Origin of the sequence: Zobellia uliginosa, assembly GCF_900156625.1 — a bacterium.
In the GTDB taxonomy this organism is placed as follows: domain Bacteria; phylum Bacteroidota; class Bacteroidia; order Flavobacteriales; family Flavobacteriaceae; genus Zobellia; species Zobellia uliginosa.
The window spans coordinates 110,915-123,080 of sequence record NZ_FTOB01000003.1; the positions used below are offsets into that span (position 1 = coordinate 110,915).

The following is a 12,166-nucleotide window of genomic DNA, read 5'->3' on the forward strand; positions in this document are numbered from 1 at the left end:
CAGTATTTTCAGGAATTGTTGATTACTTCTTTTCTAGCAATGCCATGTAAAAACCATCAAACCCACTTTTGGAGGCATATATCTTTTTCTCCTTGACCAAACTGAAGTCTTTTCCTTCTTCCGAAGCTAGAAAAGATTGTACCTGGTCATTGTTTTCTTGAGGAAGGATAGAGCAGGTGGCATACACCATTTTTCCGCCCGGTTTAACGATTTTACTATAGTTGCGAATGATTTCGTACTGCGTTTTCGTAATCTTTTCAAGAAACTCGGGTTGCATTTTCCATTTGCTATCCGGATTTCTACGAAGCACGCCAAGACCGGTACAAGGGGCATCTATCAAAACGCGATCGGCACTGCCGTATAGTTTTTTATAGACCTTGGTAGAATCGATTTCACGGGTTTCGATATTATGGGCATTGTTTCTTCTGGCACGTCTTTTTAGTTCCTTGAGCTTGCTGCCATAGATGTCCAAAGAGATAAGTTGCCCCTTGTTTTCCATAAGGGCGGCCAAGTGAAGCGATTTCCCACCGGCACCGGCGCAGGTGTCGACCACACGTTGTCCTGGTTTTACATCCAAGAATGCGGCCACCAACTGAGAAGAGGCATCTTGTACCTCAAAATATCCTTTTTTGAACGACTCGGTAACGAAAACATTGGCGCGTTCGGGTAATCGTAGGGCATCGGCGTAGCCTTTGATAGGTTCGACAACGATACCTTCATCCAATAAGGCCTTGCGAAGGGGCTCTTTTTTGATCTTTAAGGTATTGGTCCTCAAAATTACTTCGGCCTGTTGGTTGAGTGCGGCACTTTCTTCGTTCCATAGCTTTTCCCCTAAAGCCTTAAGACAGATCTCATCGATCCAGTCAGGAAGGGACTCGCGGTATTTCCTGATTTTCGAAAGTTCGTCAAAACGTCCTTTGATACGACGTTCAGGTGTAGGTTCAAGTTGCTTCCAATCTGGAAGTTTTATTCCTTTTAAAACCGCCCATACGGCCCACATTCTAAAAAGGTCGGGTCTACTGAAGGGAGCCTTTACTTCGGCAATTTCGGTGTATAAACGTTTGTAGCGGACCATTTCATAAGTGGTCTCGGCAATAAAACCGCGATCCCGGGCACCCCAACGTTTATCGAACTTTAGTACTTTTTGTACCACCTTATCGGCATATTCCCCTTCGTTAAAAATCAAGTTCAAGGCATCGATTACCGCGAAAACCAAGTTTCTATGTAGCTTCATTACAAAAAATTAAGGCTGCAAAGGTATTGTTTTGCCATTGGATTACCTGTATTTTTGAGAAACTTTGTACGTATGCGCACTCTATTTCCTTTTTTACTTGTTGTTCTCTTGGTTTCATGTTCCGAAAAACAGAAGGCCCCGTCATTTACATCGGTCGATGTTCAAACGGTATATGAAGATTCAGTAAGTATCCGGGCCATAGAGCTTATGGGCAATAGCTTGGGCTATGCGGGGAATAACGGCGTATTTGGCAGTATAGATCTGGCTACGGGCAAGGTGATGGAAAGCGTTCAGGAATATCGAGATAGCCTACCCGAGTTTCGCTCTATAGCGCATACTTCCTCCGATTTTTTCATGCTTTCGATAGCGAATCCGGCCTTGCTGTACAAAACGGGCGATAAGGGGCGTATGCAATTGGTATACAAAGAAGAGGACGAAAACGTGTTTTACGATGCCATGAGTTTTTGGAACGACAAGGAGGGGATTGCCATTGGAGACAGTATGAACGGATGTCTGAGTATTCTGATCACAAGGGACGGGGGAAATACATGGAAAAAAATACCCTGTTCCGAATTACCGGAAGGAGTGGAAGGTGAAGGGGCCTTTGCGGCCAGCAATACGAATATTAAGGTTTTGGGGGATAAGGCGTGGGTAGCCACCACCAAGGGCCGCATTTATTTTTCAGCTGATAAGGGCAAGACATGGCAAATACAAAAGACCCCGATTAGTAGCGAAGCGCCGACCCAAGGTATTTTTTCCATTGATTTTTACAGTGAAAAGCTAGGGGTGGCTATTGGGGGCGATTTCACCCGGCCTGAAATCAACAAGGCGAACAAGGCCATTACCGAAGACGGTGGTAAAACCTGGCAGTTGATTGCCGACGGTCAAAACCCCCAATACAAAAGTTGTATACAATTTGTGCCGGGCTCAGAAGGCAATGGCCTTGTGGCTATCGGTTTTACCGGAATATCCTACTCGAACGATAGGGGGCTAACTTGGAAGTCGTTATCGGACGAACCCTTTTATACCCTCCGTTTTTTCGATTCCAATACAGCCTATGCTGCAGGTAAGCACAGAATCGCCAAACTCGTTTTTAAATAGGTTTAGAAAATTTAGGGTCTGTTTTTGTTGCTTTCACTGCGCTTTTGGTGGTACTTTCTGATCAGCTGTCTTTTAAACTCTTCTTCGGAACGTAAGAGTAAAAGGGTTTTCTTGGCCGTAATTACCCCTGCCGCTTTTTTGATGAAGTCCTTTCTAATGTCTTCCTCTTTTTGCTCGAATTCAAGAAACAGTTCAACAACGGCACTCGCCTCTTTTTCCGAAAGTTTTTCCGGGTTTTTTACTTTTGGGTAAACTTGGGTGTGCTCTTTCTCCCTGAGTTTTCCTCGATTGTTCTCGTACTCGTTATAAATGGGCCAAAAGGCTTGTGCTTCCTTACTGCTCAAGTTCAACCGTTCGGTCAGGAAAGCTATTTTCAACGATTTGATCTTGTCGTAATCATGTGGTTTCTGGGCGTAAAATTGCGCAGATACAAATAGGAGGAGCACGACTATTATGTATTTTAATCTATTCATCATATTCAAGATTTAATTCATCAATATAATCTGTATTTTCATCAAGGTAGTCGATCACGTAATCTTCGCTAAAACTACTCTCGAACATGTCGGTGATTTCTAGTTCGCTTATGGGCACGACCTCTGCTATTTCATAGCTGCTAAGGTCTAGTTCATTTTGGTCGAAATAGTATTCAATATCTGCTTGGGCCAGGTCATCAAAATCTACCTCGTTGGTTTTGTTCAGGTTCAGTACCAATGCTACGACCAAAACTGCGGCGGCGGCCGCTATGGCGTAATAGTATTTTTTATAGGATTTTAAAGGGGTGACCTTGCCTGATTCTTCTTCGTTTAATTTTTGCTGAAGCTTATTACCCAAAGTATCAAAGTAGCCCTCAGGAAGCTTAAAGCCTTCCGTTTCGGGTATGCCCGAGCGCTTTTCGGAAAGCTTTTCAAAAAGTCTTTCATCGAACTTTTCAAAATACCCTTCAGGGGTCTTAAACGGATTTTTTTTATCGAATGGCTTCATATGCTATGCTTCTAAAGATATTCTTTTTGTTCTTTTAGGTAAGCTTCTATCTTCTTGGTGGCCAAGTGGTAAGAAGCTTTTAGTCCCCCGACCGATGTTTCAAGTATCTCTGAAATCTCTTCGTATTTCAGTTCTTGAAAGTATTTCATGTTGAACACTAGTTTTTGTTTTTCGGGCAGTGTTGCAATGGCCCGTTGTAATTTTAATTGAATTTCTTCCCCTTCAAAATATACGTCTGCTTTCAGGTTTGCGACTAGGCGGTCTTGTAATTCGCTGTCACCGACACCCATCATTCTTGATTTATTCTTGAGAAAGGAGAGGGCTTCATTGGTCGCTATCCTGTACATCCAAGAATATAACTTACTATCGCCCTTAAAATTTGAAATGTTTTTGTAAACCTTGATAAAGGTATTCTGCAGAATATCATCGGTATCGTCGTGGTTCAACACAATTCTACGTATGTGCCAGTACAACCTTTCTTTGTAGGTATCTACAAGCACCCCAAAGGCGCTGGCCTGGGTTTCTGCTCGCTGTAACTGATTTACTAAGGTTTCCTCTGCAATCAAATGTTTCGGGCTTAAAATGTATAGTTAAGACTATAAATTTAAGAAAAGGTTTAATGGCCTAGCCCAAAGATTGCATTTGCACCAGTTTTTTATAGGTACCATCTTTTGCAAGAAGCTCGTCGTGTGAGCCTTGTTCCACGATTACGCCTTTTTGAAGAACGACGATGGTATTGGCGTTTTGAATGGTCGATAACCTATGGGCTATGACTATGGATGTTCTGTTGCGCATCATTTTTTCGAGTGCATCCTGTACCAAGCGTTCGCTCTCGGTATCGAGGGCCGAGGTGGCCTCGTCGAGTATCATGATGGGCGGATTCTTTAGTACGGCCCTGGCTATGGATAGACGCTGCTTTTGGCCGCCACTCAACTTGTTTCCGCTATCGCCTATATTGGTGTCGTAGCCATGGGGAAGCTCGACAATGAATTCGTGGGCATTGGCAATTTTTGCCGCTTCAATGATCTCTTCTTGGGTAGCGTTTTCCTTACCTAAGGCAATATTGTGGGCTACCGTATCATTAAATAAAATGGAATCTTGGGTAACGAGCCCCATAAGGCCACGCAATGATTTTTTAGAGATATCCTTGATATTGTGCCCATCGATTGAAATGGAACCTTCGTTCACGTCGTAGAAGCGGGTAATGAGATTGGCAATAGTACTTTTGCCACTTCCTGACTGTCCTACCAAGGCTACTGTGTCGCCTTTGGGAACGGAAAGGTTGAAGTTTTTTAGTACGTATTCATCTTCATATTTAAAGGAAATATCTTCAAGACTTATACCGCTGTCAAAACTAGGTTTGTTTACGGCATCGATTTTGTCTACAATTGGGTTCTCGGTCTCTAAAATCTCTAAGACCCTTTCGGCGGCAGCATTCCCTTTCTTTACGCCGTAGGAAGCTTTACTGATAGCTTTTGCGGGCGTCAAGATGTTATATGCCAGCCCCATATAGGCAATGAATGAAGAGGGGTCTAAGGTTTTGTCGACCAAGACCATTTTTCCACCGAACCATAGAAGTACGCCTATGACCAAAATACCCAAAAACTCACCGGTGGGCGAGGCTAGGTTTTGTCGGTTTAAAAGGGAATTCGAAAAGCGAAAGAACCTATTGGTCGATTTTTCAAAAACACGTGAAAAGTAAGATTCCGAGTTAAAAGCCTTTATAACACGGAGTCCGCCCAAGGTTTCCTCAACAATGGAAAGGAATTCGCCTTGTTCCTTTTGTACACGGTCCGATTTTTTTTTCAATGATTTACCAATCCTTGAAATGATGGTACCTGCAATAGGTATGAACACAAAAACAAAAATGGTCAGCTTGGTGCTGATACCGAACATGATAACGATGGTAAACAATATGGTCAGGGGTTCTCGTACGATCAGTTCCAAGACCGAAAGAAAGGAATGTTGAATCTCAAGAACGTCTGAGGTGATACGGGCAATAACGTCACCCTTTCTTTTTTCGGAATAAAAAGAGATGGGCAACTCAACAATTTTTTTGTACATCTTGTTGCGAATGTCCTTCAGTACGCCGTTCCTTAGAAAGGTAATGAAGTACATGGCCAAATAGTTGAAAAAATTCTTTAGAAGGAAAAGCACGAGTACCAGACCAATGACCAATATCAGTCCTTTCATCTCATCATCGCCCGAATATTCGTTAACCCTGAAATTGATGTAGGCCTGGAGATAATCCTTTAAACTGCCCATACCTGTATACACAGGTTCTTGCAAAACCCTGTTTTCAGGCTTGAACAAGACATCGAGCATTGGAATCAGTGCCGCAAACGAAAGGGCACTGAACAATGCGTAGAGGATGTTAAAAAAAATATTTAGATATCCGTATTTGCTATAAGGCTTTGCAAAACGAAGAATTTTTTTGAAATATTCCATTAACCGAGATTAAGCTCTGTAAGAATGTTTTGGATTTTATCATCCAATTCTTTTGAGACTTTTTTGAAATCTTCCGCTTTTTCCAACTTCGTATTCGTGCTGATGTAAAACTTTACCTTAGGTTCGGTTCCACTTGGCCTTGCGGCTATACGTGTGCCATCTTCGGTTTCGTAGATCAGTACGTTCGACTTTGGAATATCGATTGCCTTTTCTTCACCCGTAAGTACGTTCTTGGCAATGGAAGTGTTGTAATCTTCGATCCATTTTACCTTTGAACCGGCCACGGAAGAAACGGGGTTTTCCTTGAAATCCTTCAGCATTTGTTTGATTTCCTCGGCACCGCTCATCCCTTTTTTGGTAATGGAGATCAGTTTTTCCTTATAGAAACCATAATCGACATAACAACCGATTAATTCTTTGTAGAACGAACTACCATTGGCCTTGGCCTGGGCAGCAATCTCACATGCCAATAGGGTGGAGGTTACGGCATCTTTGTCACGTACAAAATCGCCTACCATATAACCAAAACTTTCTTCTCCGCCACCGATAAAATTCGACTCGGGGAAATCTTTTATCATCTTTCCGATCCATTTAAAACCGGTTAGGGCGGTCTTGAACTCTACGCCATATGCTTTGGCCATGGCTTCCATCATAGGGGTTGAAACAATGGTAGTAGCTATAAATTCATTACCCTTAAAGCCTTTTTGTTTTTGTTGTTCCAAAAGGAACTTGGTCATCAGGATCATGGCTTGGTTGCCGTTGACGATTTCCATTTTTCCGTCAAGGTTTCGAATTGCAATACCTAAACGGTCGCTATCGGGGTCTGTACCGACTACCATGTCCGCACCGATTTCTTCCGCTTTGGCAACGGCCATAGAGAGCGCTTCGGGCTCTTCTGGGTTCGGTGATTTTACGGTAGGGAAGTTTCCGTCGGGCTTGGCCTGTTCCTCTATAATGGTCACGTTCTTATAACCGGCCCTTTTTAAGACTTCGGGAATAGCGGTGATGGATGTACCGTGTAGCGAGGTGAAAACAATTTTAAAATCGTCTTTACCGGCAGCGTTAAAATTTCCGTTGGCAACGGACTCCTTAATGAAAGCCTCGTCTACGTCTTTATCTATAAGCTCAATGAGCGCATTGTTTGCCTCAAAATTGATGTCCTCAAAAGAAAGGGAATTGATTTCGGCAATTATCTCGCCGTCCTGTGGCGGTACAATTTGCCCCCCGTCGGTCCAATATACCTTGTATCCGTTGTATTCGGGCGGGTTGTGCGATGCGGTCAAAACGATACCCGCATGGCAGCCTAAATGCCTAACGGCAAAGGAAAGTTCGGGGGTCGTGCGAAGTTCCGAAAAAAGGAAGACCTTAATACCGTTTGCAGAAAGCACTTCGGCCACGGTTCTTGCCAAGGTGTCGCTATTGTGACGGCAATCGAAGGCAATAACCACTTTGATATCTTCGTCGGTATAGGTCTTTTTTAAGTAGTTGCTAAGGCCCTGGGTACTTTTGCCCAAGGTGTATTTGTTTATTCTGTTGGTTCCGACTCCCATAACTCCGCGCATGCCACCGGTTCCGAATTCCATATGCTTGTAAAAACGGTCTTTCAGTTCATCGGTATCGTTGTCGATTAGGTTTTGGACCTCTTTTTTTACTTCTGGGTCAAAAAAATCGGTCAACCAAGATTTGGCGGTATTGAGAATGGCGTCCATAGTAGTGTCTATATTAGGTATGTTAATTAGTGCATAAAATTACGAAGAATATTCATTTGCTTTTTGCTCTGGGTCTATTTCTTCGGAAATGGTATAACGAGTCTCGTTTTTTCGTGATCTTATTAAAATTTCGCCTAAAAATCCGGCCAAAAATAATTGGGTGCCAATTATCATTGCGGTAAGTGCAATAAAAAATTGGGGGCGATCGGTAATGAGTCGACCGTAGGGGTTGATAAAAAGTTTATCGATACCGAGATAAATGGCGAAGCCAAAACCGATTATGAACATAAGAACGCCCAAGGCCCCGAACAAATGCATGGGTTGGCGTCCGAATTTAGAGACGAACCATATGGTCAAGAGGTCTAAAAAACCGTTTATAAAGCGTTCCATGCCAAATTTGGTCTTGCCATATTTTCGGGCCTGATGCTTAACGATTTTTTCGCCTATGTTGCCATAACCTGCATTTTTGGCCAAAACGGGAATATAGCGGTGCATTTCGCCAGAAACCTCAATACTTTTGATGACTTTTTGGTCAAAAGCCTTTAAACCGCAATTGAAATCGTGCAATTTTACGCCTGAGGTCTGTCTAGCCGCCCAGTTGAACAGTTTGGAAGGCATATTCTTGAAAAGAACCGAATCGTATCGTTTTTTCTTCCAGCCCGAAACCAAATCGAACTTGTCTTCTTTTATCAATCGGTACAGTTCCGGAATTTCTTCGGGATTGTCTTGCAGGTCGGCATCCATGGTAATGACCACATTGCCTTTAGCTGCTTTAAAACCGGCGTGAAGCGCCTGTGATTTTCCGAAATTCGTATTGAACCGTATGCCCTTTATGTTAGGGTTCGAACGGGAGAGCTCCGTAATGGTCTTCCAAGATCCATCGGTACTGCCATCGTCGATAAAAAGAATCTCATAGGTGAATTGATTGGAGCGCATGACTTTTACGATCCAATCATGGAGTTCTTCTAAAGATTCTTCTTCGTTAAGTAAGGGTATAATTATGGATAGATCCATTCACAGTTTCTATAAATCAGACCAAAAATACAATTTTGATCTAGAAGTCATCCAAACTTTTCAGGTATAAGCCTTCTTTATCGTCCCTTAGTGGGGACATATATAGAATATCTAAAAATAAAAATAAGATAACTATCTGTATTTTAGTGTGCTATGTGTGTTTTTAGAGTTGTGGCTACATATTCTGAAAAGGCTGCCTAATACGTAGGTTTTTCTTTCCTTAGAATAAGACCCACCACAAGCCCTACGACCAAGCCGATGATAATGTTCATGATCAGAATGATAGGGTAGGTCATCCAAGCGAACTGTTTTTGCATCTCGATACCTTGGTTAAGCTGCTCTTCGGTCAGCTTCGGGTTGTTGTCCAAGGCCTGTTGTTTTCCGATCTCGTACATATGGTCCATAAAATCGGGCTCTACATAATTTGAAAAAACATAAAAATAGAGTAGTCCCATAATTGCAGCTATAAGGGCAACGCCGGCCCCTACCTTTAAAGCTTCCGAGATGGTTAGAAAGCCTGAATTGGCTTTTCTGAACTGATAGATGCCCAATACGATACCTGCCACCAAAATCAATGTTTGGGTACCTTGAACGGCAATGCCGCGCTCATAGTGCATATCCATAGTGTATAGCATAATACCGAAGGCTATGCCGATAACACCTACCATTAGACCGTGATTAAGGGCAAACTTTCCTGTTTTAGCTTGTATTTCTTCCATTTTAGTATATTTAGGTTGTTGTTGTTGTTGTTGTACGGTTATATATGTGATTTAAACCATCTTTTTGTTACATTGTAGGTGATTAAAATCTTAATTTGGATTGAAATATAGGGTTTTGAGTATTTTTGATAAAAGATGTAATCATCTTAAAAACAATTGTTTATGTGTTGTTCTCGACAAAGATAGGATAGAAAAGGAAAATGTTCCTTCTATTCCGTAAACAAAATGGGCATTTTCTTCAACGGTTCCCCCGACCGTAAATCTTCAATGTGTTATTCTGTAGCCCTAAATAGGGTAAAATGGAGCCGAATTCCGTGAAGGGCCCTTTTATGGGCGTCACTTCGCTATAAATCGCTCTATCGGCATTACTGTTCGAACAGTCTCTTTTGATGGGGCGGTACGGCCCGTAATACCAATAAAGACGAATGCCTTAACGAGACACCATAGGGCCGGCGATAGGCGTAGGGCATACCAAGCTTGGGGATGTCGCCGAACCGACCTGATAAGGGCAAAGGGAGTTGGGAAAGAGGTAGCGGTCTGCTTTTTTGTGGTACGGGTAGAAGAAAAATGAGTAAGAATTAGAGTTCAAATATGCATTAACGTTGTAAATTTTAAAAATGAAAACAAGATTATTATTCCCATTACTATTGATAATTATAAATATGGGGTGTATCCAAGACGATGGGGAAGAAGAACAATCGGAATGTGCCAAGGAATGGATCGAATACTTGGAAAATATGGAAGAAAGCTACGATCAACAAATTGCGGAAATCAGAAATCCCGACGGTACCTATTATACCTTGGAACAGTGTGAGGCCCAATTGCGACTTGCCAATGAGTTTTTGGCTCTCGCGGAAGGAAACGAAGAAGACTTTAACACCGATTCCCGTTGTAGGGATAAGGAAAAATTTGATATCAACAATATTTTTGAGAGGCTGATATTGGAATATGAGGCGGATGTGGCTATCACCTATGATTGTGGGTAAAGCGGAGGTTTTAAGCCATATTGGTTGTTTGTCTTGGGGTGGAGGCATCTTCGGTCCAAGGTTTGTTGGTGTTTTTGGGATTCGGAAGCGGTACAGTTGCTAAGCTGTTGGCGCAAACCCGTATACCTTGCCCTTTTTGTTATCGCAAAGGTCGGCGCGCCCTTATTTGGTGGCCTTAATTTTTTTTGGGTACTAATTGGTTCTTTTTTTAGCAATAAGATTGTAGATTAAGGAAAATTAATTAAATTTGCACCCTTAAAATGAGTGCCTGTTGGAATGGGTGCGTAAAATTTTAATTAGAATGAAAAAAGGAATACACCCAGAAAATTATAGATTAGTCGCTTTTAAAGACATGTCAAATGACGAGGTTTTTTTGACTAAATCTACAGCAAACACCAAAGAAACATTAGAAGTTGACGGTGTTGAATACCCTTTGGTAAAATTGGAAATCTCAAGAACATCTCACCCTTTCTATACTGGTAAGGCGAAATTCTTGGATACTGCCGGACGTATTGATAAGTTCAAAAGTAAATACGAAAAGTTCAAGAAGAAACCTGCTGCAGCCAAAGAAGAAAAAGCTGATAAAGAAGAAAAGTAATTTCTTGTACACGATATTTTTAGAAAAGCCTCCACAATTGTCGGAGGCTTTTTTTGTTTATAGCATAGGCCAATTACAATTGTGGTCTATCTGACGAGAGAAACAGAATGTCTATTTTTGCAGAAACATAACCAGCAATGAACTATATACTTTTTGATGGTACCGTAAGGGAAAACCTGCTGCCGTTCACTTTTACAAGGCCGGTTGCCGATATACGAATAGGGATATTGACCATACGTGAAAAATGGGAAAAGTACCTTGGTAATACCACTACCACGATTACTGAAGAGTATCTGTCGGAAAAGTACCCGATGGTCGAAATGGAAGAGAACGTATTGATAAATGCTTCTTTTTTGCCCAATGAAAAGTTGGTCGGCCTGATTCAAGACCTAAAGGAAAACGAAGCTATTTTTAAAGGGGAGGAAGTTATAGCTTTCTTTACCAGGGAAACACAGGAAGAGGTAGATTTTACCTCGTACCGACATATCGATTTTGAGGATGATGTTATGCAGGTGGTGAATACTTGGGATATCTTCTCAAAAAATGGGGAAGCCCTACAGGCCGATTTTGATTTGGTCACCGCAGGAAGAAAAAGTGCACCTATACCGAAGAGTAATACCCTGATCCATCCAGAGCGTATCTTTATGGAGGAAGGGGCGCAGGTAGAGCACAGTATTTTAAACGCCACTGACGGTCCCATTTATTTGGGCAAAGATTCACAGGTGTGGGAAGGCAACTTGATTCGGGGTGCCTTTGCGCTGTGTAATAATGCAGTGGTGAAAATGGGGGCCAAGATTTATGGCGCAACAACCATAGGTCCCTACGGGAAGGTGTGCGGCGAAATCAGCAACTCGGTAATATTTGGCTACTCAAGTAAAGGTCATGAAGGTTACTTGGGTAATGCGGTATTGGGGGAATGGTGTAATATTGGCGCCGATTCGAACAACTCGAATCTTAAGAACAATTACGCTAAGGTCCGTTTATGGAATTACGCCTCTGAAAGTTTTGAACAGACCGGATTGCAATTTTGCGGCCTAATGATGGGAGACCATAGTAAAACGGCCATAAACACAATGTTCAATACCGGTACGGTAATCGGGGTGAACTGTAACATTTACGTGCCGGGATTTCCTCGTAATTTCGTGCCAAGTTTTAGTTGGGGCGGGGCTTCGGGCTTTTCTACCTATAGCACGACCAAAGCTTTTGATGCGGCCAAAGTGATGATGGCGAGAAGAAATGTGGAGTTTGATGATAAGGAGGCCCGTATTTTGGAACATGTCTTTGAGCTGACTAAAAAATGGCGTAACTATTAGTTTGATTAAGGCTAGGTGTCTTTTAAAAGGATAGGGGATCGACCTCTTTGGGGAATGTTACGG

12 protein-coding genes are annotated in these 12,166 nt (G+C 42.3%); 4 read left to right on the forward strand and 8 right to left on the reverse strand.

Annotation, left to right across the window (positions count from 1 at the left end; genetic code table 11):
* Positions 1-22: 22 nt before the first annotated feature.
* Positions 23-1,234 (reverse strand): RsmB/NOP family class I SAM-dependent RNA methyltransferase, encoded by a 1,212-nt coding sequence (locus tag BW980_RS08970; protein ID WP_076454910.1) that lies wholly within the window; start codon positions 1,232-1,234, stop codon positions 23-25.
* A 72-nt stretch (positions 1,235-1,306) separates the two neighbouring features.
* Between BW980_RS08970 and BW980_RS08975 the strand changes: the two genes are divergently transcribed.
* Positions 1,307-2,335, forward strand: a complete 1,029-nt coding sequence (locus tag BW980_RS08975; RefSeq protein ID WP_076454911.1) for a VPS10 domain-containing protein — start codon at positions 1,307-1,309, stop codon at positions 2,333-2,335.
* A gap of 11 nt (positions 2,336-2,346) precedes the next feature.
* Here BW980_RS08975 and BW980_RS08980 read toward each other — a convergent pair whose 3' ends face one another.
* The 7 genes from BW980_RS08980 to BW980_RS09010 form a co-directional block, all read right to left on the reverse strand.
* Entirely contained in the window at positions 2,347-2,811 is a 465-nt protein-coding gene (locus tag BW980_RS08980) for a hypothetical protein (protein ID WP_076454912.1), read from the reverse strand.
* Positions 2,801-3,316, reverse strand: coding sequence for a hypothetical protein (locus BW980_RS08985; protein WP_076454913.1), 516 nt, complete (start codon positions 3,314-3,316; stop codon positions 2,801-2,803). Before BW980_RS08985 ends, BW980_RS08980 begins: the two co-directional genes overlap by 11 nt.
* A gap of 11 nt (positions 3,317-3,327) precedes the next feature.
* Positions 3,328-3,882 (reverse strand): RNA polymerase sigma factor, encoded by a 555-nt coding sequence (locus tag BW980_RS08990; RefSeq protein ID WP_076454914.1) that lies wholly within the window; start codon positions 3,880-3,882, stop codon positions 3,328-3,330.
* Positions 3,883-3,940: 58 nt separating this feature from the next.
* On the reverse strand, positions 3,941-5,764 hold the full coding sequence (locus BW980_RS08995; RefSeq protein ID WP_076454915.1) for an ABC transporter ATP-binding protein: 1,824 nt from the start codon (positions 5,762-5,764) through the stop codon (positions 3,941-3,943).
* Positions 5,764-7,473: a phospho-sugar mutase gene (locus BW980_RS09000; RefSeq protein ID WP_076454916.1), complete on the reverse strand. Its 1,710-nt coding sequence runs from the start codon at positions 7,471-7,473 to the stop codon at positions 5,764-5,766. The genes BW980_RS08995 and BW980_RS09000 overlap by 1 nt, the downstream gene beginning before the upstream one ends.
* A 39-nt stretch (positions 7,474-7,512) precedes the next feature.
* Positions 7,513-8,487, reverse strand: a complete 975-nt coding sequence (locus BW980_RS09005; RefSeq protein WP_076454917.1) for a glycosyltransferase family 2 protein — start codon at positions 8,485-8,487, stop codon at positions 7,513-7,515.
* A 197-nt stretch (positions 8,488-8,684) separates the two neighbouring features.
* Positions 8,685-9,206 carry a DUF4199 domain-containing protein gene (locus BW980_RS09010; RefSeq protein ID WP_076454918.1) on the reverse strand — a complete coding sequence of 174 codons (522 nt, stop codon included), beginning with the start codon at positions 9,204-9,206 and terminating at the stop codon, positions 8,685-8,687.
* 617 nt (positions 9,207-9,823) lie between these two features.
* Here BW980_RS09010 and BW980_RS09015 point away from each other — a divergent pair.
* The 3 genes from BW980_RS09015 (at position 9,824) to BW980_RS09025 (ending at position 12,103) form a co-directional block, all read left to right on the forward strand.
* Positions 9,824-10,192, forward strand: coding sequence for a hypothetical protein (locus tag BW980_RS09015; protein WP_139327645.1), 369 nt, complete (start codon positions 9,824-9,826; stop codon positions 10,190-10,192).
* 301 nt (positions 10,193-10,493) lie between these two features.
* The gene (locus BW980_RS09020) at positions 10,494-10,790 is read left to right on the forward strand and encodes a type B 50S ribosomal protein L31 (protein WP_013991467.1); all 297 of its coding nucleotides are present in this window, start codon (positions 10,494-10,496) and stop codon (positions 10,788-10,790) included.
* A 137-nt stretch (positions 10,791-10,927) separates the two neighbouring features.
* Positions 10,928-12,103 (forward strand): GlmU family protein, encoded by a 1,176-nt coding sequence (locus BW980_RS09025; protein ID WP_076454920.1) that lies wholly within the window; start codon positions 10,928-10,930, stop codon positions 12,101-12,103.
* The last annotated feature ends 63 nt before the right edge of the window (positions 12,104-12,166 follow it).

Coding starts and splice junctions, on each gene's coding strand:
- BW980_RS09015 (WP_139327645.1), top strand. CDS start 9,824: ATGAAAACAAGATTATTATTCCCATTACTATTGATAATTATAAATATG.
- BW980_RS09000 (WP_076454916.1), bottom strand. CDS start 7,473: ATGGACGCCATTCTCAATACCGCCAAATCTTGGTTGACCGATTTTTTT.
- BW980_RS09005 (WP_076454917.1), bottom strand. CDS start 8,487: ATGGATCTATCCATAATTATACCCTTACTTAACGAAGAAGAATCTTTA.
- BW980_RS08985 (WP_076454913.1), bottom strand. CDS start 3,316: ATGAAGCCATTCGATAAAAAAAATCCGTTTAAGACCCCTGAAGGGTAT.
- BW980_RS08975 (WP_076454911.1), top strand. CDS start 1,307: ATGCGCACTCTATTTCCTTTTTTACTTGTTGTTCTCTTGGTTTCATGT.
- BW980_RS09010 (WP_076454918.1), bottom strand. CDS start 9,206: ATGGAAGAAATACAAGCTAAAACAGGAAAGTTTGCCCTTAATCACGGT.
- BW980_RS08995 (WP_076454915.1), bottom strand. CDS start 5,764: ATGGAATATTTCAAAAAAATTCTTCGTTTTGCAAAGCCTTATAGCAAA.
- BW980_RS08970 (WP_076454910.1), bottom strand. CDS start 1,234: ATGAAGCTACATAGAAACTTGGTTTTCGCGGTAATCGATGCCTTGAAC.
- BW980_RS08980 (WP_076454912.1), bottom strand. CDS start 2,811: ATGATGAATAGATTAAAATACATAATAGTCGTGCTCCTCCTATTTGTA.
- BW980_RS09020 (WP_013991467.1), top strand. CDS start 10,494: ATGAAAAAAGGAATACACCCAGAAAATTATAGATTAGTCGCTTTTAAA.
- BW980_RS09025 (WP_076454920.1), top strand. CDS start 10,928: ATGAACTATATACTTTTTGATGGTACCGTAAGGGAAAACCTGCTGCCG.